The organism is Sphingobacterium shayense, assembly GCF_013179575.1.
Classification (GTDB): domain Bacteria; phylum Bacteroidota; class Bacteroidia; order Sphingobacteriales; family Sphingobacteriaceae; genus Sphingobacterium; species Sphingobacterium shayense.
The window spans coordinates 1-21,729 of sequence record NZ_JABMCQ010000065.1; the positions used below are offsets into that span (position 1 = coordinate 1).

Annotated in this window: 20 protein-coding genes and 1 tRNA gene; 13 read left to right on the plus strand and 8 right to left on the minus strand. The window is 38.7% G+C overall.

The annotated features are described in order from the left end of the window. The 3 genes from HP439_RS09475 to HP439_RS09485 form a co-directional block, all read left to right on the plus strand. Positions 1 to 542 (plus strand): ABC transporter ATP-binding protein (locus HP439_RS09475; protein ID WP_172390100.1); only part of this gene is annotated, 542 nt, incomplete at its 5' end. Between the two features lie 10 nt (positions 543 to 552). Further along, complete coding sequence (locus tag HP439_RS09480; RefSeq protein ID WP_172390101.1) at positions 553 to 1,866, plus strand: ABC transporter permease; 1,314 nt, start codon at positions 553 to 555, stop codon at positions 1,864 to 1,866. A gap of 64 nt (positions 1,867 to 1,930) precedes the next feature. Then, positions 1,931 to 2,344 carry a hypothetical protein gene (locus tag HP439_RS09485; protein WP_172390102.1) on the plus strand — a complete coding sequence of 138 codons (414 nt, stop codon included), beginning with the start codon at positions 1,931 to 1,933 and terminating at the stop codon, positions 2,342 to 2,344. Between the two features lie 94 nt (positions 2,345 to 2,438). Here the strand turns inward: HP439_RS09485 and lysA are convergent, their stop codons facing one another. The 4 genes from lysA to serC form a co-directional block, all read right to left on the minus strand. After that, positions 2,439 to 3,602, minus strand: coding sequence for a diaminopimelate decarboxylase (lysA, locus tag HP439_RS09490; protein WP_172390103.1), 1,164 nt, complete (start codon positions 3,600 to 3,602; stop codon positions 2,439 to 2,441). Between the two features lie 19 nt (positions 3,603 to 3,621). Beyond that, on the minus strand, positions 3,622 to 4,935 hold the full coding sequence (locus tag HP439_RS09495; RefSeq protein ID WP_172390104.1) for an aspartate kinase: 1,314 nt from the start codon (positions 4,933 to 4,935) through the stop codon (positions 3,622 to 3,624). A gap of 124 nt (positions 4,936 to 5,059) precedes the next feature. Next, positions 5,060 to 6,007 (minus strand): D-2-hydroxyacid dehydrogenase, encoded by a 948-nt coding sequence (locus HP439_RS09500; protein WP_172390105.1) that lies wholly within the window; start codon positions 6,005 to 6,007, stop codon positions 5,060 to 5,062. Positions 6,008 to 6,023: 16 nt separating this feature from the next. Beyond that, entirely contained in the window at positions 6,024 to 7,091 is a 1,068-nt protein-coding gene (gene serC / locus HP439_RS09505) for a 3-phosphoserine/phosphohydroxythreonine transaminase (RefSeq protein ID WP_172390106.1), read from the minus strand. A 371-nt stretch (positions 7,092 to 7,462) separates the two neighbouring features. Here serC and gyrA point away from each other — a divergent pair, with 371 nt between their 5' ends. From gyrA to HP439_RS09520, 3 genes are read left to right on the plus strand one after another with little or no spacing between them, the layout of a single operon-like run. Further along, entirely contained in the window at positions 7,463 to 10,027 is a 2,565-nt protein-coding gene (gene gyrA, locus HP439_RS09510; RefSeq protein ID WP_172390107.1) for a DNA gyrase subunit A, read from the plus strand. Further along, positions 9,993 to 11,135 carry a tetratricopeptide repeat protein gene (locus tag HP439_RS09515; protein WP_246229321.1) on the plus strand — a complete coding sequence of 381 codons (1,143 nt, stop codon included), beginning with the start codon at positions 9,993 to 9,995 and terminating at the stop codon, positions 11,133 to 11,135. The genes gyrA and HP439_RS09515 overlap by 35 nt, the downstream gene beginning before the upstream one ends. A gap of 2 nt (positions 11,136 to 11,137) precedes the next feature. Further along, the gene (locus tag HP439_RS09520; RefSeq protein WP_172390108.1) at positions 11,138 to 12,307 is read left to right on the plus strand and encodes a tetratricopeptide repeat protein; all 1,170 of its coding nucleotides are present in this window, start codon (positions 11,138 to 11,140) and stop codon (positions 12,305 to 12,307) included. 77 nt (positions 12,308 to 12,384) lie between these two features. Here HP439_RS09520 and HP439_RS09525 read toward each other — a convergent pair whose 3' ends face one another. After that, positions 12,385 to 12,891 (minus strand): lipocalin-like domain-containing protein, encoded by a 507-nt coding sequence (locus tag HP439_RS09525; RefSeq protein WP_172390109.1) that lies wholly within the window; start codon positions 12,889 to 12,891, stop codon positions 12,385 to 12,387. A gap of 123 nt (positions 12,892 to 13,014) precedes the next feature. On the opposite strand from HP439_RS09525, the gene HP439_RS09530 reads away from it, so the two are divergent. From HP439_RS09530 to HP439_RS09560, 7 genes are all read left to right on the plus strand, one after another. Further along, a complete protein-coding gene (locus HP439_RS09530; RefSeq protein ID WP_172390110.1) occupies positions 13,015 to 13,887 on the plus strand; it encodes a cupin-like domain-containing protein in 873 nt (290 codons plus the stop codon). A 6-nt stretch (positions 13,888 to 13,893) separates the two neighbouring features. Next, positions 13,894 to 14,271, plus strand: a complete 378-nt coding sequence (locus tag HP439_RS09535) for a YchJ family protein (RefSeq protein WP_172390111.1) — start codon at positions 13,894 to 13,896, stop codon at positions 14,269 to 14,271. A 98-nt stretch (positions 14,272 to 14,369) separates the two neighbouring features. Beyond that, positions 14,370 to 14,738 (plus strand): 30S ribosomal protein S6, encoded by a 369-nt coding sequence (rpsF, locus tag HP439_RS09540; RefSeq protein WP_172390112.1) that lies wholly within the window; start codon positions 14,370 to 14,372, stop codon positions 14,736 to 14,738. Continuing rightward, on the plus strand, positions 14,738 to 15,001 hold the full coding sequence (rpsR, locus tag HP439_RS09545) for a 30S ribosomal protein S18 (RefSeq protein ID WP_086949516.1): 264 nt from the start codon (positions 14,738 to 14,740) through the stop codon (positions 14,999 to 15,001). Before rpsF ends, rpsR begins: the two co-directional genes overlap by 1 nt. 12 nt (positions 15,002 to 15,013) lie before the next feature. After that, entirely contained in the window at positions 15,014 to 15,457 is a 444-nt protein-coding gene (gene rplI, locus HP439_RS09550; protein ID WP_172390113.1) for a 50S ribosomal protein L9, read from the plus strand. A 397-nt stretch (positions 15,458 to 15,854) separates the two neighbouring features. Next, positions 15,855 to 16,160 carry an LPXTG cell wall anchor domain-containing protein gene (locus tag HP439_RS09555; protein WP_172390114.1) on the plus strand — a complete coding sequence of 102 codons (306 nt, stop codon included), beginning with the start codon at positions 15,855 to 15,857 and terminating at the stop codon, positions 16,158 to 16,160. 170 nt (positions 16,161 to 16,330) lie between these two features. Then, positions 16,331 to 16,403, plus strand: a tRNA-Lys gene (locus HP439_RS09560). Between the two features lie 1,021 nt (positions 16,404 to 17,424). Here the strand turns inward: HP439_RS09560 and HP439_RS09565 are convergent. From HP439_RS09565 to HP439_RS09575, 3 genes are all read right to left on the minus strand, one after another. Beyond that, positions 17,425 to 17,784 carry a nuclear transport factor 2 family protein gene (locus HP439_RS09565; protein ID WP_172390115.1) on the minus strand — a complete coding sequence of 120 codons (360 nt, stop codon included), beginning with the start codon at positions 17,782 to 17,784 and terminating at the stop codon, positions 17,425 to 17,427. Positions 17,785 to 18,060: 276 nt separating this feature from the next. Further along, the gene (locus HP439_RS09570) at positions 18,061 to 19,656 is read right to left on the minus strand and encodes a RagB/SusD family nutrient uptake outer membrane protein (RefSeq protein WP_172390116.1); all 1,596 of its coding nucleotides are present in this window, start codon (positions 19,654 to 19,656) and stop codon (positions 18,061 to 18,063) included. A gap of 19 nt (positions 19,657 to 19,675) precedes the next feature. Further along, positions 19,676 to 21,729: SusC/RagA family TonB-linked outer membrane protein (locus tag HP439_RS09575; protein WP_172390117.1), on the minus strand; the 2,054-nt coding region annotated here is incomplete at its 5' end.

The window sequence follows — 21,729 nt, forward strand, 5'->3', positions numbered from 1 at the left end:
AAGTTGAAGACTTGAGTAAGGGCATGCAACAAAAAGTCCAATTCGTTGCGACTGTCGTGCACGAACCAGATTTAATTATTCTCGATGAACCTTTCTCCGGATTTGATCCTGTGAACGCACAAATTATACAAAATGAGATACTTGAATTAAATAAAAAAGGAGCGACAATTATCTACTCGACTCATCGAATGGAGTCCGTAGAGGCTCTCTGTGACGATATAGCACTTATAAACAGATCAAAAAAGATTCTTGAAGGCTCTGTCATTGACATTAAACAATCCTATCGAAATCAAACGTTTAAAATAAACTATTCTACTATTGAAGGGGAGGCTCCCTCAATACATGATATTCCATTCATCAAAATTATACAGCAAAAAAGAGACCGCCAGTCAACTGAGGCAGTCATCAAAATAGATACAGATAAATCTCTAAATGACATGCTTTTACTTTTAATACCTAAAGTAAATATACATCAGATAATTGAAATTGTCCCTTCCATGCACGACATTTTTATCGAACAAGTGACCTCATCAAAAAATTAAGCATCCCGAAATGAACAAGATACTTTTAATTGTAAGTCGTGAATACCTAAGTAGAGTAAAAAAGCGATCTTTTCTACTAACGACTTTTTTGGTCCCTTTATTCTTTATCGGTATGTATATCGGCGTATTTTACTTGACCAAGAAAAGTTTTGAAGACACCCATGCGATCGTGCATGTTATAGATAAGGGAGGGGATATTTCGAAACGTTTAACGAGTAATCGGAACCTAACGTTCACTATATCCAACAGCGAATTACAACATGAAATTGAAACGCTCGAAGATAAAGCAGAAAATACGAATCTATTGATTATACCTCAAGACTTCTTAAAAACCAGAAATGTTGAACTCCTATCATCAGGGAAGCCGAACATTAACACGCAGTCCGAAATCAAAGATCAACTGAAAGAGATTGTTAGAGCCAACGAGTATACACGTATGGGCTTAAATATCGACAGTGTTAAAAGTGTAAACGACAAAATTCACATTATAACTAAAGAAATAAATGAAACCGGTGACACTATGGAGAGTCATACTGAGATCGCTATGGGTGTAGCTATGGCTCTTTCTGTGTTAGTTTATTTATCGTTATTCTTATACGGCGCACAGGTTATGCGTGGAATTATTGAAGAAAAAACAAGTCGTGTGGTGGAGATAATAATTTCTTCAGTTAAACCATTTCAATTAATGATGGGGAAAATATTAGGAATTGGTCTTGTTGGATTAACACAGTTCATTTTGTGGATTATATTAACCGCCGCTTTAACCACCGTAGCCACCACATTTATTTTCAATGCTTCCGGCGCAACTCCCGAAGAGATATCAGCGTTAGCTGGTCCCAATTCGCAACTACCGGAAACAAACCCAGCAATGGACATAGTTTCAGCGTTCAACAGTATAAATATCACTGAACTACTCGTGTGCTTTTTTATATTTTTTATTGGCGGTTATTTCCTGTATAGTGGCTTATTCGCAGCTGTAGGTTCAGCAGTCGACAGTGAAACCGAAGCAACACAATTTACGATGCCTATCACGATGCCTTTGTTATTAACCTATGTTCTTTCTTTTGGGGTATTGGTAAACGATCCACACGGAAGCATAGCAACGTGGCTAAGCTTTATTCCATTTACTTCACCGATTGCCATGCTGGTCAGGATCCCCTTTGGCGTGCCTACCTGGCAAATCATCGTCTCTGCAGCTTTACTATTTGCCGGATTTCTAGTAACCACTTGGGTCGCATCTCGTATCTACAAAGTAGGGATCTTAATCTACGGCAAAAAGGCAAGTTTTAAGGAAATCATAAAATGGTTCATGTACAAACAATAAAAAGCGAAATTTTTTTCTTTTAAAATGACTAAAACAAGATAACTTTAGGTTTAATTTATACAATATGGATACTACCAACAACACGGAAAAAAAACGATCTGGAGGAATTTTAGGAAAAATAATAGGATGGGTCTTGGTTACCGTCCTGTTGGCTGCAGGTGGATATACCTACTACCGCTATTATTTTGTTTTTGGTGAAGGGGTTAAATCCGGCTACCTAAATTATGCAGTAAAAAAAGGAAACTTGTTTAAAACCTACGAAGGAAAACTTATCCAGGAAGGGTTTGGAAGCGCAAAAGTAGGACCTGGAATCTCCAGTAACGAATTTGAGTTTTCCGTTGAAAATGACTCTATTTTTAAAATATTAGAAGTCAATAGTGGTAAGTATTTTGACCTACATTACAAAGAGTTTCATGGTACCTTACCTTGGCGTGGACATACACGTTATATTGTAGATCAAGTCGTGAACATGAAATAATGTTAATAAAATCATAAAAATCTTCTTTAGCATTGGTAAATCCAAATACAAAAGAAGATTTTTATGATTTTAAAATATACCGTTCGAATCCGATCTATATCTCATCGCTATAAACGAAGCGAATTTCCTCTCTTAAGTTATAATGGGAAGACATTACCTCCCCGTACGCACCTGCTGAACGGATGGCAATCAAATCGCCACGTTTCGACTCGGGAAGCGGAACCTCTTTACCGAAACAATCTGAACTTTCACAAATTGGCCCTACTACGTCGTAGTTTTTAATTGCATCATTAATTGATACCCCAACTTTCTCGATCTTATGATAAGCTTGATATAAAGCTGGTCGCATTAACTCAGTCATCCCAGCATCAAGAATCAAAAAATTCTTCTTTAAACCGCTTTTAGTATACAAAACCCTACTAACTAACGATCCACACTGCGCAACGATTGCACGACCCAACTCAAAATGAACTTCCTGGTGCGCTCCGCGCTCTAGAAATTTGTCAAAAATATCAAAATAGGCTTCAAAGTCAGGAATCGAATTCTCGTCTGGATGCTGATAATCAATACCTAGCCCCCCCCCTACATTAAGCACCTTGATCTGCGTACCCCGTTCTTCAAACCAATTTTTCCATTCATTGACCTTTACACAAAGACTTTTGAAAACATTCATATCGGTAATCTGTGACCCAACGTGGAAGTGTAAACCAATTAAAGAAACGTTAGCAGCATTGCGGATTACAGAGGCGGCCGTCTCTAATTCAGAGGTAGGCACTCCAAATTTATTTTCGTCTAAACCCGTAGTGATATAATGATGTGTATGCGCATCAACGTTTGGATTAATACGAAGCGAAACCTTTGCAATAACGTTTTGTTGACGAGCAAGCTCATTAATCACTTCCATTTCTTGAATAGACTCCACGTTAAATGCAAAAATACCGTGTTCGAGGGCCAAAATAATCTCCTTATCTGATTTCCCAACCCCTGCGAATGTTATCTTGTCTGGAGAAAACCCTTTATCGATCGATTTTTGAACTTCAGCACCACTTACACAATCAGCACCCAGCCCTCTTGATTGAATCAAATCGAGCAACCTATCGTTAAAATTAGCCTTGAGCGCATAATGGACATGAAAACCCCTCTTATCAGCAGCAGCTGTTACTTGATCTAAAGTCTCATTCAACAAGTTCAAATCGTAATAATAAAAAGGCGTTTCTGCACCAGTGATCTGCTCTTGTTGAGTATTATTAAATAGCATATATACTCGTTATATTAAATTAAAAAAGTCTATTGTGTAATGAACGTAGTGCTTCAACTTTATACTCGTGGCCTAACAAAATAGAGACATTATAATCTGATCCTCCATAGGAAATCATCTGTAAAGGGAGGTGTTTTACCGCATCCAAAACACGTGCAGCATAACCATGCGTATTGGCCCCGAAATCACCGACTACACAGACAATCGTTTGGTTATGATCAACGCGGACTCGTCCGAAATCCTCGACCTCCTTGATTATATCTCCTAAATAACGAGTATCGTCAATCGTTAAAGAAACAGCCACCTCAGACGTGGTGATCATATCGATTGGTGTCTTGTAACGCTCGAAAATTTCAAAGACTTTACGCAGGAAACCATAAGCTAACAACATCCGTGATGAATGGATGTGAATGGCCGTAATTTCGTCCTTGGCTGCTATTGCACGAATTTGGTTGGACGATTTCCCATCTTTACTGATCAAGGTTCCCGCAGCAGTAGGATCCATCGTATTCAACAAACGCACTGGAACATTGTAACGCTGGGCAGGGAATACACTTTGTGGATGTAAAATTTTAGCGCCAAAATAAGCTAGTTCCGCGGCTTCATCAAAACTCAGGTTTGCAATCGGCGTCGTATTCTTAACGATCCGCGGATCGTTATTGTGCATACCATCAATATCAGTCCATATTTGGACCTCTTCAGCCTTTATCGACGCTCCGATTAATGAGGCTGTATAATCAGACCCGCCACGACGTAGATTATCAATCTCGCCAAATGAATTCCGACATATATATCCTTGAGTGATATAAAGCGTATTGTCAGGAGTATCCCCAAGCAAGCCATTGAGTTTCTCCCCAATATACTCAACCATAGGTTCATTGTCTTCATCGATTTTCATAAAGTCCAACGCTGGAAGCAGAACAGATGAAACCCCTATCTCCTCAAGGTGGAAATGAAATAAAGTAGTTGATAACAGTTCCCCTTGCGCCAGTACAATCTTTTCCTCGACAGGTGTAAACATCTCATTACCTAAAGAACTAATGTAATTGAAATGATAATTGATTAAACTTTCAGCCTTCTGCAGTCCGTCCTCTGTGGAAAACAACTCCCCTATTAAGGCAAGATATTTTTCTTTATGATTTTTTACTTGCTTAAGTGCTTCTTCATTTTTTCCCAAAAGAAATGACTGGCCGATTTCCACCAATGCATTTGTTGTCCCCGCTACTGCGGATAGTACTACAATCTGTCTTTCTTCGGGATTAATTATATTTAATAACCCTTTGATACGTTCGGCACTTCCTACTGACGTACCTCCAAATTTCAAAATTTTCATAACTAACCTAGTATACTATTGTTAATGGCTGTAAAAGTAAATATTTCAAATAACTATATTAAACAAAAATGCGGCACAAACGCTAAATTGCTTTTGTACCGCATTTTTTTATTCTGCGGAAGAACTACTTCTTCAATGCATCGATCAAGAGTGTCGCAAGTTCTACCCCAATTCGCTCCTGCGCTTCATTAGTTGCTGCACCAATGTGTGGAGTAAGTGAAATACGAGGGTGCGACAATATTTCTGTACGAGGAGTAGGTTCATTATCAAATACGTCGAGTGCAGCAAATGAAACTTTACCACTATTCAATGCTTTTATCAATTCTATTTCATCTATCACTCCTCCTCTAGAGGCATTAACTAAACCGACACCGTCTTTCAACAAAGCGAATTCATCTTTACCAATTGCAGGTTTATCTAAAAACGGCACATGAAGTGTTATAAAATCAGATTGTTTTAATACTTCTTGAAAACTAACCTGTTTTACAGGAAGCTCCACGATCGTATTTCCTGTAAATGTTAAAGAAAGCACGTTCGGTCCATCAAATAAATCCGTATAAATAACGTCCATACCCAGACCCAAAGCGACCTTGGCTGTTTCACGACCAATTCGTCCAAAACCAACAACACCTAACGTTTTGCCTCGCAGCTCAACCCCTTTGGCATAGGCTTTCTTCAGCTCACCAAAATTCGTACTTCCCTTGGTCGGCATATTCCGATTAGAGTCGTATAAAAAACGAACACCATTTAACAAGTGTCCAAACACAAGCTCAGCTACAGATAGCGATGAGGCCGCAGGTGTATTGAGAACCGCAATGCCTTTAGAACGCGCGTAATCGACATCTATATTATCCATACCAACTCCTCCTCTACCTATCGCTTTGATATTTGGACATGCATCAATTAATGCCTGTCTCACTTTTGTCGCACTACGAACCGTGATAGCGTCGTAACCATTTAACTTATCCGCCAACTCCTCTTGAGGGATGTGATTGGTATCTACTTCAAAACCGGCCTCTTCTAACAATCGTTTTCCCGCTGCATCGATGCCATCATTCGCTAATATTCTCATTGTACCTAAATTCTTTTTATTTATTATTTTCTTCAAATTCTCTCATTGCATCAATTAAGGCATTAACCGAAGTAATTGATAACGCATTATAAACTGATGCGCGGAAGCCTCCAACTGAACGATGCCCCTTTATACCTATCAATCCTCGTTCTTTAGCAAGTTCTAAGAATGCTGCTTCCTGTTCAGCGGTATCCATAACAAACGTAATATTCATACGAGAACGATCCTCGAGAGCCGCTGTCCCCGTAAAAAATGGATTACGATCAATCTCATCATAAAGCGCACGTGCTTTTACTATATTCTCTTGCTCAATAACTTCCACTCCACCTTTTGCTTTCAACCACCGTAAATTAAGCATAGAAACATAAATTGAATACACAGCTGGAGTATTATACATTGATCCTGCTTTTGCGTGCGATCTATAATCAAAAATAGTCGGAATTTTTCTATTAGACGTACCAAGTAACGTATTTTTCACGATAACCAAAGTAACGCCTGCAGGTCCCATGTTCTTTTGCGCACCCGCGTAGATCAGATCATAATCCGACACATTGATAACCCGGCTAAAAATATCGGAAGACATATCAACTACTGTAGGCACTAATGTATTTGGCTTTTCGAATACTTCTGTACCATAAATTGTATTATTGGAAGTATAATGAAAATAAGATACATCGCTAGGCACTGAAATGCCTTTTGGTACATAATTATAGTTTTTATCTGACGATGAAGCAATAATCTCAACCGCACCAATATTAGAAGCCTCTTTAGCAGCTTTTGTCGCCCATACGCCTGTATCAAGATAGGCCGCTTTCCCCCCCTCTGGTAAAATATTCATCGGGACCATAGCAAACTGCTGGCTCGCGCCCCCCTGCAAAAATAAGACAGAATAATCCTGAGGAACATTAAGCAATTCACGCACAAGCTCTTCCGCTTCCTGCATCACCTGTTCGAAGTCTTTGGAACGGTGCGATATCTCAAGAATCGAAAGTCCTGTGTTGTTAAAATCAATCACCGCTTGAGATGCCTCTTGAAATACTTCCTTTGGAAGAATGCATGGTCCAGCTCCAAAATTATGTTTCATCGTTAAAATATTAATAGTAAATAAATTATAACTCAGTCAATCAACCAAAAGCGGTTGACTAAAAAGCAAAAATAGCATATTTTTTAAAATTTATCACATTATTTAAACTTTTATTAAAAAATACTCAACCATTATGAAACTTTAATAAAAAAATGACAGAATAAACTCGATTGCGTTCTAGCACATTTTAAATTCGAGCTCCAATCGATTAATCCAATTTTCAGTAAGCCAAAAACGTATAATTTGTGCGATTATATACCCAACCATAATAGAAATTCAATTCCCTAAATGAATTAAAAAAATCGTAACTTCGCATGCGATGTGTGTAAAATTGTGAACACATGTTAAAGTTATATCGAAACAAATAAAATATGGCTGAAGAAACAGAAAATGAAAACAACTTAGTTCCTGCTAACGACAGGATCATCCCTATTAACATCGAGGATCAAATGAAATCAGCGTACATAGATTATTCTATGTCCGTCATCGTTTCTCGTGCTCTACCCGATGCTAGGGATGGTATGAAGCCAGTTCACAGACGTGTTCTTTACGGTATGCTAGACTTAGGTGTTACCAGCAGTAAACCTTATAAAAAATCAGCACGTATTGTTGGTGATGTACTAGGTAAGTATCACCCACACGGAGACTCTTCTGTATACGATGCCATGGTGCGTCTTGCACAAGAGTGGAGTATGCGATATCCGTTAGTAGACGGCCAAGGTAACTACGGATCTGTTGACGGCGATCCGCCTGCGGCGATGCGTTATACCGAAGCTCGATTAAAAAAGATAGCAGAGGAGATGTTATCTGATATAAATAAGGATACGGTCGACTATCAATTAAACTTCGACGATTCTTTACAGGAGCCGACTGTTTTACCAACTCGCGTACCGAATCTACTTGTTAACGGTGCTTCTGGGATTGCTGTAGGTATGGCTACAAACATGGCACCACATAATCTTTCGGAGGTTATTGACGGAACAGTAGCCTATATCGACAACAGAGAAATCGAAATCTCTGAATTAATGCAACATATAAAAGGTCCTGACTTCCCTACAGGCGGAATTATATATGGTTATAATGGTGTCAAAGATGCATTTGAAACCGGACGTGGTCGTATAGTAATGCGCGGTAAGGCAGAAATTGAAACTTTAAAAAACGGTCGCGAATGTATCATCGTGACCGAGATTCCATATCAAGTTAACAAGGCAACCATGATCGAACGCACTGCCGAGTTAGTTAACGAGAAAAAAATTGAGGGTATTTCGACAATCCGGGATGAATCCGACAGAGATGGGTTCCGTATCGTTTATGAAATAAAACGTGAAGCGAACGCAAACGTTGTTTTAAATAATCTATACAAATATACTGCATTACAAACATCATTCTCCGTTAATAACATCGCCTTAGTTAAAGGCCGTCCGATGTTGATGAACTTAAAAGATATGATCCACGAATTTGTGGAACATAGACACGAAGTTATCATTCGTCGTACTAAATTCGAACTTGCCGAAGCTGAAAAACGTGCACATATACTAGAAGGTTACCTTATTGCGCTGGATCATCTAGATGAAGTCATCAAACTTATTAGGGCTTCACAAACGCCTGACGAAGCCCGTATTGGATTGATGGAAAGATTCGGTCTCAGCGATATTCAAGCCAGGGCAATCCTAGACATGACGTTACGTCGTCTTACAGGACTTGAGCGCGACAAGATTAAAGAAGAATATGCCGAATTGATGAAAACAATTGACTATTTAAAATCTGTCCTAGCGGACGAGTCACTTCGTATGCAGATCATCAAAGACGAATTAGCGGAGATAAAGGAGAAGTATGGTGATGAACGTCGGTCAGTAATTGTACATTCTGCAGAGGACATGCGGATGGAAGACTTCATAGATGACGAAGAAATTGTTATTACTATCTCGCACAACAGTTATGTAAAACGTACTCCGTTAACGGAGTATCACCGTCAAGGGCGCGGAGGTAAAGGATCAATAGGCTCCACCACACGTGAGGAAGATTTCACCGAACACATCATTACCGCTTCAGCCCACAACTACCTTTTATTATTTACCGATAAAGGACGTTGTTTTTGGCTTCGTGCATTCGAAATACCAGAAGGAAGTCGTACTTCACGAGGTCGCGCATTGCAGAACATTATCAATGTCCCTAAAGAAGAAAAGATCAAGGCATTCATCAAGGTTATCAATCTGAAAGATCAAGAATATCTTGAAAACAACTTCATCATCATGTGTACCAAGAAAGGTACAATTAAGAAGACGTCTTTAGAGGCGTATTCTCGCCCTCGTGCTAATGGTATTAATGCGATTAATATCAATGAAGGGGATGAGCTATTAGAAGCATGCTTAACAACGGGAAGTAGCGAAGTTGTTATGGCGCTGCGTTCTGGTCGCGCGATCCGTTTTAACGAATCAACAGTTCGACCAATGGGCAGAACAGCGACAGGCGTACGGGGTATCACATTAGCTAGTCCAACTGACGAGGTAGTTGGCATGATTGCTGTAGATAATTCAGACACCACTGTTCTTGTTGTATCAGAGAACGGATATGGTAAGCGTACGGACATTGATGACTACCGCGTAACCAATCGCGGGGGTAAAGGTGTAAAAACTATTAATGTCACTGAAAAAACCGGAGAACTAGTCACTATCAAAGGAGTTACAGACAACGATGACTTAATGATAATTAATAAGTCTGGTATCGTCATCCGTATAGGTGTTGATACCCTACGCATTATGGGACGTGCAACACAAGGGGTACGACTGATTACATTAAAAGACAATGATGCGATTGCTTCTGTAACTAAGGTTGACCGTGAAGAAGAGGTAGAGGATGCTGAAATTGCCGGAGGCGATACAGATGAAAACGAACTTTCAAATGATGCTACAGATAACAAAGAAGAGGAAAACTAATTTTCAGGTTAGCGTTTATTCGCTCCTTACCTGCGCATGGCTTTGTGTTTCATTACACAGCCACGCGCAGTCTGATTATAAAGAAAGTAGTAATGCATTTGCATTCTACACACAAACTGGCGATATTAAAAATCTAGAGAGCGCAAAGAAATTTATCGATGCGACCTACACCACACGTAGAGATTCCGCCAACTCGAAAATCAATATCCTACGATCGATGATATATAGTTCATTAGCGTATGCTGACTCTGCACGTACGATCAAATCAGATAAAGACCCCATAGATATCACTTACGATGCATTAGGGAGGATAAAGGATCGAAACCTTTCTGAATATCAGTCAGAGATTAAATATATCAAACAGAACCTTGCTGCAGCCCATTTATTCAAAGCGAACAAAGCTCTTGAAAAACAAGATTACGCTAGTGCTTACGATAGTTATTTGCGCATTAAAGGACTAAATATCGCCACCTATGATGTAACCTATAACTTAGCCCTACTCGCATCGCAGACCGAGCAATACGAAGCGGCAGTAGATTATTATAAACAGGTGCTAAAACAGGCTGATCCTGTCCCTGAATATTTTCTCGAACTCGCTGATATCTATAGAAAATTAGGCGACAAACAGGCCGAACTCAACACATTACAAACTGCTCGTACGATGTTTCCCGAAAACAAACCTGTGCTTATGAATCTAATCCAGGTTTTCGCCAAGAATAATGAATACAAAGCGATTGTTCCAATTATCGATGAAGCAATCAAGTACGAACCAGAGAACATTGAGTTAAATTATTTAGCAGGATTTGCAAATGAAACCGTTGGAAACAAAGACATAGCTAAAAGATACTACGAACAAGTAACACAGCTCAATGGTAACAACTATGAAGCAAATCTCGCGTTGGGTCTTATATACCTTAATGACTTTCTACAGGACGAAAATAATTCAGAAGCTCAGTATCAGGCACAAAATTTGTTACTGAAAGCAAATGAAATTAAACCGTACGATGTTAACGCATTAAAATCACTCTCGTTATTTTACGAAAAATCAGGTGATATGATGCAATTAGATCGCGTTAAATTATTATTGAATCAACTATCAAATAATTAGATATGAACATAAAGAGAGCAATAGTATTTTCTTTGTTAGTGGCCGCAGGTACCACTACTTTTGCCCAAAATGGTAATTTGAAAAAAGCAAAAACCAGCTTGCAAAAATTTGAAGAATTGAAAGGTGCTGGCTCGACAGAGTTAGGAAAAGGCAATTTGGAATCTGCGAAGGAAGCCATCGATTTAGCAACCGCGCACGAGAAGACAAAAGACAACCCAGAAACGTGGACAGTCGCCGCATTAATTAATGCAAATATTGCCGCGTTAGAAAACACGCCTGAAGCAGCTACTGCAGCAAACGATGCAATTAAAAAAGCGGAAGAACTGGACACTGAAGGCAAAAATGCTGAAAACATTAAAGTGGCTGGTCAGGTACTTGGTCAGTTCAAGTTTAATCAGGGTGTCGCCGCATGGGAAAAACAAGACTTTAAAACAGCCTATACCGCGTTTGATGAGGCCTTGGTTTATCTTCCGGGAGATACCACATTAACGTACTACTCCGGACTAGCTGCAATCCAGAATAAGGATTATCCGAACGCAATCGAAAAGTACAAATTGTTAATCCCAGCGAAGGAATTTTCATCACACAAGTCGATTATGGTTGATCTTCCTAAATTATACTTGTCAGCTCAAGATACAGCAAGTGCAATTGAATATGCTGCTCAAGCCGCTCAAGCTTACCCCGATGACAATGATGCTGCCGTCCAGAATATTGAGTTGAACCTGATTGCGGGAAACGAGGCTAAGGTTATTTCTGACATTGATGCACAAATTTCGAAAGATCCGGAGAACAAAGCTTTATACTACTATTTAGGAATAGCGCAGTCTGCTGCAAACAATTCCGATAAAGCTATCGAAGCTTATAAAAAAGCTGTTTCGCTTGATCCCAACTATTCTGACGCCAACCGAAATGCAGCAGCTACAATAATCAACACCGTTAGAGAACAGTTACACGCGTTAAACGACGATAAATCACTTTCTAACACAGACTATAGTGCAAAAGTTTCTTCGCTTAAAGAAGCTATTAAAGAGGCTCTTCCATATTTAGAAAAAGTGGTTGAACTAAACCCAACAGATGCTGATGCATTAAAGAGTCTGAAAGGTTATTACGACTTCCAACAAGATGAAGCCAAGTCTATAGAGGTACAGGGAAAAATTGACGCTTTACAATAGTAATTCAAAATATAGATAACTTAAACGGCCCGTTTTCCTATGGAAACGGGCCGTTTTTTTGCACCGAGAGTCGAATATTAGTTATCAGAACTAAATTGTTCATTCAAAACATTTTCCTCGAAAAAGTCATCTATCGTCCGATCAACCCGCTTCCATGTCATATATGAATTAACATAGGCACCATTCGACAAAATTGGTTCGGTCGATTTCAAATAGAGTATATCTCCTTCAAAATCAATCTTTCGGCGTTGCACCTGATTTCTCCAATTGGGATACAGTGAACTTTTAATAATATAACTGACAATAGCATTGTTGTTATCGACTTTATATCGACCCGAAAAAGCCATGTAACCCTGCAATGAAGAAACCATTTCCTCGTGCGTCGCCATTAGCTTATCATTACTTTTATACAATAATCTATCATTTTTAGCGATCTGAACAGACATATATCCGTCCGCAGAATACATCAACACGCCATAAGGAGCTTTTCCCATGGGAAACAGCGAATCCTCTCCACCGATTGGAACCTCAATATATGATAACAAGGACCAAGTGCCCACTAACTCATTTTTTAATGATGTCATAGAAAGTACAACGTTATTTTTATAATGATAACGTTAATAATCGAAACTTAGTTTGCCACAAAACAAGTATGATCATATTTTGACAGAAATATTTTTGTTACTTTTATTTTATAATAGCACATTATGTATTTATCGCAAATTGACACGGTAGAAAAAATCAATAAAAAAGTATTTTTAGAAAAATACTACAAACCGCAAAAGCCTGTACTCATCAAAAACCTCGCGAAAACTTGGGATGCTTACGACAAATGGAATCTCGACTATATAGCTCAAAAAGCGGGTGACCAATCGGTAGATCTTTACGACAATAAACCAGCAGATCCAAATAAAGCCTCAGATAAACCGGTCGCTAGAATGAAGATGCGAGAGTATATCGATTTGATAAAACGTGAACCTTCTGATCTGCGAATATTCTTTTTTATAATAACCGACAAAATACCTGAGCTACTAAAGAACTTCTCCTACCCTGATCTTGGCTTTAAATATTTTAAGCGTATACCCACGCTATTTTTTGGAGGAAGCGAAGCTCGTGTATTGATGCACTATGATGTTGATCTAGCCGATTTACTACATTTTCAATTCGAGGGTAGAAAACGCGTTCTATTATTTCCCAAAGATCAGGGCGTATACCTGTATAAGGTACCACTATCGGTACACACGGTGTATAACTTAAATTACGAAACACCTGATGTGAAGCTATTTCCGGCATTAAAGTATGCAAGTGGCTTTGAAATTTACATGGAGCCCGGGGACGCACTCTTTATGCCCGGCGGATATTGGCATTTCAATCGCTACTTAGAACCTGGATTCTCAATGTCATTACGGTCCTTTCCAAACTCTCCCCGACGCCTGCTTAATATGCTTAAAGAAGTATTTGTTATCCGATATACGGATAAAATATTGCGTAAATTATTTAAACAACGATGGGTGAATTATAAACAGAGAAGAGCTTTTGTAAAAAGTAACAAAGCGCTTGAGAAAAAGATCAACGACTAAAATTATATGGAAAAATGTCCTTGCGGCAGCGAGATACAATATTCGGCATGTTGTAAACTCATTCATGATAACCATGATAATGCGCACTCTGCAGAATCTCTGATGCGTGCCCGATTTTCTGCATTCAAGAAAAAAATGGTGGATTTTTTATATAATACCACGCACCCAACCACAAGACGATTTGTAAAAAAACCCGAAATTCAAAACTGGGTAGATAACAATCAATGGATGCACCTTGAAATCTTGAATAGTACGAAAGCCACCGTCGAATTTAAAGCATATTATTTAAACGAACGTTTAGAATCAGCCGTACAACATGAGAAATCCCAATTCAAAGACTTTCAAGGTAGATGGTATTATCTTAAAGGAGTTTTTATCTCATAAAATTTTAAAAATCGTTTTGTAAAATACAAAAATATATTATTACCTTTGCACTTCCGTAAGTACGGAAAAAAACGAAATAATTAACAAATTTATTTAAAATGCAACAGTACGAATCTGTCATCATTCTTACCCCGTTGCTTTCAGAGGAGGCTGCTAAAGAAGTAGTAGCTAAGTTCAAGGACATCCTTACTGAAGGCGGAGCCGAAATTGTCGCTGAAGACAATTGGGGTTTGAAAAAATTAGCGTATCCAATCCAGAAAAAAACAACTGGGTTTTATCACTTAACTGAATTCAAGGCTCCAGGTGAATTAATTAAAAAATTAGAACTTGAATACAAACGTGACGAACGTGTTATGCGTTTCTTAACTATTGCTTTGGATAAACATGCCGTAGCATATAACGAGAAAAAACGTAGCGGTGCATTCAATAAAAAAACTGAAACTAAAACTGAGGAGGTAGCAAACTAATGGCAAACGATAATATCCAATACGTAACTGCTCCTAAAGTAGAGGACAACCGTAAAAAATACTGCCGTTTCAAGAAAAACGGTATTAAATATATCGATTATAAAGACGCAAACTTCTTATTGAAATTTGTAAATGACCAAGGTAAAATTTTGCCTCGTCGTCTTACAGGTACATCATTGAAGTTCCAACGTAAGGTTGCGCAAGCTGTAAAACGTGCGCGTATTGTTGGTTTATTACCTTACGTAACAGATTCATTAAAATAAGGAGGATACGACATGGAAGTTATATTAAAACAAGATATTAAAAACCTTGGCGAAAAAGACGATATTGTGGTTGTAAAGCCAGGTTACGGTCGTAACTTTTTAATTCCTCAAGGATATGCTACTTTAGCTACAGTTTCAGCTAAAAAAGTATTAGCAGAGAATATTAAACAAGCGCAATTCAAACAAGACAAGATTAAGAAAGACGCTTCTGAATTAGCCACAAAATTAGAAAGTGTAAAACTTACTATTGGTGCTAAAGCTGGTGAGTCCGGAAAAATCTTTGGTAAAGTTAATAGTATTCAAATTGCAGAGGCATTGAAATCTCAAGGATACGATGTAGATCGTCGTCGTATTACCTTCGAAGAAGAGCCTAAACAATTAGGTGAATACGTTGCAAACCTGAACTTACACAAAGAAGTAAAGGTTCAAGTATCTTTCGAAGTAATTTCTGAATAATTGTATTCGAAGTTTAAAATACTAAGAGGTTGAATCGTTTGATTCAACCTCTTTTTTTTGTTAGATTGCCTTGCCTATGGTAGTACCCTCATAAATCATACAAAAGCAAAACGTTTAAATTAATCTCAATCTCGTTCGCTGAAAACAAATTAAACTGATCCCAACTCCAATTTTTAGTTTACGATGTTCACGCTCCCTTCCGTCATTTTATAAAAGTGAAACAATAAAAGGAAGCGCCTACTCTATTTCCTCCCATCTCCCCTCTTCCTAGTTCCGTAAAATTAACCCACCCATCATTAGATAACTTGATCAAACGTTAGTTGCACTAAAGGATCTCACCCAATATCTAAAGTTTTAGAAATTTTTCACTAATTTGCAACATATAAACATTCATTATATGAAACCAAAGACTATTATATTCGCACTTATATTTGCACTCGTGCTTATTATCCTGTTCAATAATAAGGAAGAGGCATCATTTTGGTTATTTGGAGAAATACGTACTTCCAAATTATTGATACTCGGAATATTTTTCTTGTTGGGTATTATCACGGGTGGCATATTATTTCGTAGAAAGAAGAGCCACCCTAAAGACTATTCCATTGCGAACACGACAGGTTCAACCGAGAATCCCGACCACTTTGATCCAAATACTCCCAGGCAATTATCAGACGACGATAGGAAATTTTTAGGAAAAGACTGATTTGATTATTGCCTTTCAAATTCTAAAAAAATAACCTCTTAATTACTAACGAATTCCTATATATATTTAAAAAAAGTTAAGATACAATTTGCTTTTTAAGTGAAAATAACTACCTTTGCATCATTCCAAACAACAATATATTAATATTAATTGTAGGAATAAAAAAATAAGATTCTGTAGCTCAGCTGGTAGAGCAATACACTTTTAATGTATGGGTCCTGGGTTCGAATCCCAGCGGGATCACACCAAAGATTATCAAAATGTATAAATCCCTGCAATCGCACGATTAGCAGGGGTTTTTCTTTTAAGGAACCGCCAAAATTTGCGCGAATTCACAAAACTTCGGTGAGCGATTCTGTGAGTAAGGACAACGGTTAAATTTGACTCGGCAAATTGCCATAATGATATCTTGTTCTCGCCAAAAGGAACCTCGATAGTATAAGGTATAAACCAGCCGTGTCAGCGCAATTTTTTGATATCTCGTGCTTTATAACTTTTTCCAGACCTTCGATATATTACCCTAATATATATTACACAGCTTTTCTTCGATGTAAAGAAATACTATCTTAGCAAACATATGATTTAAACCAAATCCCGAAACACTGAAGAGAAGTAAAATAGCGACGCTAATTGAAAAAAGATAAAATACGGGAGATTCTCGCGGCTGCAATAGCGATGGTCTGACTCGTAAACGGATTGTTTTGTAAGATCCTTGGCTTCGTTCTTAGGCACGAACAAATTATTGCAAAAATTTTAATCAACGACCACTCACGACCACTAAAATCGTAATTAACTATGTGGCAGTCTGTTTGAATATAATGCATTCTGTTGTAGCAATTGAGTTAGTCGGAAATATTGTTTTATTTATTATTTAAAAAATAAATTTCCAATAGTTCAAGATGTTGCGCCAGTGAGTTCATGAAAAGCACTAGCACCTTTCTCATTATAATGCCAAAGCCCCACTCAGAACGGAATTGCTGTGAGCACATAGAGTTTTTACTACACAAAGCGTCTAGGTCTGGGTTGGCTCACTTTCTTTTGGAGTCGAAACAAGAAATACAGTAGGTTAGCCGAGGCGGATAATAGCAACGTAAGCGAAGATCTTGAAGCTATTTGATAGAAAATCAAAACCAAAGCACTGAGGTATGACATTCCAATTCCCGACATGCCCCAAAGTTAAAAAGAGCTCCCTAGAGTTGACCTCAATACTGTTAGACGATATTCCTGTTAGTGTAATAACTTGATGCCAAAGTTACCCATGGTTTTAACAAGACACGCTACTCACAGTAATGACTTTCCAGCCCCCGTTAAATAATTTCCACACCCTAGTAAATTTAACACGACTTTCAAATGGCTGGCTCAGATAAACGCCCTTGATGTCTTTTGTGACCACAACGGTGCTGGTATCTCCAAATTGATGTAGCCGCTGGTCGGAGGCAATCAGTCCAGTAATTTTTAAATCTCCGCTGATATGAGGAGCGAGATCTTCGGTTTTGGAAAGCACCATCCCCATGTGATTAACAAATATCAAATCATCGTGAAGCAACAGGTCTAGTATTTTTAAATCACTTTCTTGGATGGCTGCAACAAGTTGTTCTTCTAACTTTAAAATTTCATTCTCCATAGTTGTTTTATTTGTACTTGATAGTGCTAAAAGTAAAAAATTAATCTTTAAAATATCACAGGAACCGTTAGGCTTCTCACGGACTTATCTCTTTTGTCGATTTTCGCAATCCTTTGCTTCCTATCCTACTACTAGTCCCCCTACTTAAGTGCGACATCTATGAGACCTCGATATGGCAGGGCGTTTGACAACAACGAGAGTTTCGCGTTTCATCGCACTTCTAAAAAGCCCCGAAAAGGCGTATTTTTTTTTCGGGGCATCTGCGTCAATTTAACTCTAGTAGCCGGGGTTCTGAACCAGTCCTGGTTCTACCCGTAAACTATTTTCATGAAAGGGCCATACGTAATTATTTGATTTAAAGGTGCGGTCTTCAATTTTCAATGTCTGAGCGGTTCCGTTCACTAGTCGGGTATGACCAAACGCTGGGCGATTTAGCACTGATTCAGCGATTTTCCATCTCAAAATATCATCGTAACGCACACCTTCCGCAGCCAGTTCTGTCCTTCTTTCGTTTCTTATCAAATCGATCCATTCTTGCTGGCTTTTATTGGAATTAGTAACATTCGCAATACTCATATCCAAACCCGCGCGTTCCCGTACTTGATTGATACAATTTTTTGCAAGATCGTCCACATCACCCAGCATGATTTTAGCTTCCGCATACGTTAAGAGAACTTCCGCATATCGTAATAACGAGAAATGCATATTTCCACTGCCTTTGAAAGCGTCAGTTTCGTCCACAAATTTTTTGAACCAATAACCCGATTTACTCGCTCGTTGCTTCTCAATGTACATTAAGCTATTGGGATCATAAACATCTATGGTCTCACCATAAAACTTGTCCCCATGGCCGAATATACTCATTGCATATCTCGGATCGCGATTCAATTTTGGGTCTAACTCGTACTCGAGCTTTGTATGTAGTGGACATTCATCAATTGGCCTTCCTTGCAGAGTCCAATAGCTATCAATGAGCGATTTGGTAGGAACCAAAGCCGATTCACCGTTTCCTGTTCGATATTGCGGGGCTAAATCTCGAAAAGAGTTGGTTCCGGAATTGCCATGGCTTTCCATGTCAAATTTGATTATGAACTCCTTATTGGTTTTATCTGCCTTATAATTGAAAAGATCACCATAATTTGGATAGAGTTGATATTTTCCGCTTTCGATGATCTCTTTTGCTAGTTTCGCAGCGAGTGCATAGCGCTCGTTATAAAGTGCATAGCGCATAATTAAGGCCTTAAAAGAATAACGGTTGAACATATAAGCATCCGATGTATACTCATTTTCAGGAAGTCTACTTGCAATCTGCTCCGCCAATGGAAAGAGAATTTCCAAAATTTCTTCTTTGGATTTTGCAGGCTGAAGTGCAGACTCGATGGTAGCTGGTTCCAAATGAAAAGGCACGTTGGCCCAACGGCTAGTCAATTTGAAATAATGCCAGACTCGAAGTGCTTCCATTATACTTTTAAATTTAGTTCTAACAGCTTCGTCTTCAACGTAGGGAACGTCTGTATTAGCTATGAAGGTATTTAATCGACCTAGATGTTTCATTTGCAACTCATAATAGTGTAAGAATGTAGCTGTGTTCGCGTTGAAATTTCCATTGGCAATCCGTTGATGATGGTCGCCTTCCATCCGACTATAAGCGTTGTCTGACTTCCCATCTTCCATATAGAACAATAAGGAACGATTACTAATAGATGTAAACACGTCTAAATAGCTGCTGTAGACCACTCGACGTAAATCTTCTTCTGTATTAAAAAACTCAACAAATGAAGTCGCAGTCGGGTCTGTTTTATCTAAAAACTTCTCGCAACTCAAAAAGAGAAACATTGTTAATAGGCTTATATAAAGAATTATTTTTTTCATGATCCTTAAATTAAGAAGATTAATTGATCGTTGTTCTTATACCGAAGCTGTAAGTGGCCATACGGGGATAACCGCCGTTACCGCCGTCTCGCTCAGGCTCGAGTCCCTCCCATTGCGTAAACGTGATAGCATCTTGTGCATTCACATAAATTCGAAAATTCGTAAAGGCATTACCTAGTTTTGGAAACGTATATCCTAATTGCAGCATTTTAACACGGAAGAACGAAGCGTCACTCAACCATACGTCACTGAGGTAAGCATTACTACTGGCTCCGGTCCAAACTCTAGGAAACCTGCTATTTGGATTCTCTGGGGTCCATCTACTATTTGCATAAGACTGCATGGGCGAACCTAGATCATTCGTTGCGTTATCTACATAAATGGGATAACCCTCCTGGCCACCTAGACGCCCCGTTCGTCGCCCCACCCCTTGCCCTAAAGCTGAGAAATCCCAATGTTTATAGTTTAAATTAAGGTTGATGGCGTAATTTAGATGAGGAAAGGGATCACCCAAATTTACTCGATCGTCGTCATTTATGACCCCATCGCCATTTTGATCCACGTAACGGATGTCTCCCACTACCGTATTAGGCATTTTTGCAGTTGCATCATCTACCGATTTTTTATCTTGGAAATAACCGTCGCTTTCATAACCGTAAAAGTTATCAATGGCAATACCATTGTACCAGATTTTATCATTGTCGTCTTTAAAGATCAACGTATCAGTTGCACTATAGCCCGCTTTTAAGACTTCATTGGTATTATCGAAAAACATCCCGCCAACGGTATAGGACAATTCGCCAATATTATCAGACCAGCTTGCAGATAGTTCATAACCTCTATTTCTGACCTCACCAATATTAATAGCAGTTGACAGATAATATGAACCCGTTAAAGGCGGCACGGGGAAATCGGAGTAAATAAGGTCGTACGAGAACTTGTCATAAACATCCGCTGTAAAGCTTAATCGATCATTCAGCAAGGTTAAATCAGCTCCAATATTCCATTGTTTTTGCTTCTCCCAAGAGAAATTCGGGTTTGGAACACGCATTGTCCAGCCCCATGTATTTACGACCTCTTCCCATAAATACGGATCGACATTTTCATTACCGATCAGTCCATACGACGCTCGGATTTTGAAATTGTTCAAAAATCCATTTTCTTTTAAATCCTGCATGAAGCCTTCATTATGCACATTCCATGCTAGTGCTGTTGAAGGAAAGAAACCCCATTTCTGTCCCGGCGCAAACTTGCTGCTACCATCGGATCGCCCTGTTACTTCCAATAAATATTTTTCATTAAATGAATAATTCAATTTACCAAAAAACGAAGCTTTATTAATCTCCCTATAGTCTGTGAACGTCCAGTTCATCATCTCGGCTCCCGCCGTTAAATAGATCTTATCTCTGTTCTGACGAAGATCTCTAGTATAGTTGACCAACGCTCTAGCCGTGATCTGTGATTCGCTAACGTCCTGCGCAGCATTCACCTCATTGTTCCAAATATCAGCCGGTGCACCGTTTGCATCAAAGAACTTAAATGTTCTTCGCTCCCATTTGTTCGCCGACTTATTGATCATGTAGGAAACATTACCTTCAATATTCAGATTTTCGTTAATGTTATAACGTGGTCGAAGGTTGATAGTGCTTCTGTCTTTTAAATAATTTTTTGTCCCTCCACGATTGATCGATGCTAATGGATTCCGATTGTTGTGTAGCATGTAGTGTTCGGGTAAATCATCGTCGTAGAATGGTTGCTGTGTAGCATTCATCCGCCACGCGATCTGGTACAATCCATTTCCGTCATCATTAGCTAATAATCTATCCACCTGCAATCGGTGCGCGTAAAAATCGGCTAAAAGAACGAATTTGTTTGCAATATTTATGTTCGTATTAAAGCGAGCTGAGAACTTTTGAGATCCTTCAATATGGTTTAACCCATTTTCTTGAATATGTCCCAACATCAAATTAAATGTACCAACTCCTCCTCCTCCAGAAACACTTGCTGTTTGGTTTTGGGCGTAAGCACGCCGCGTCATGATTTGTTCTAACCAATTTATATTTGGAGTTTCAC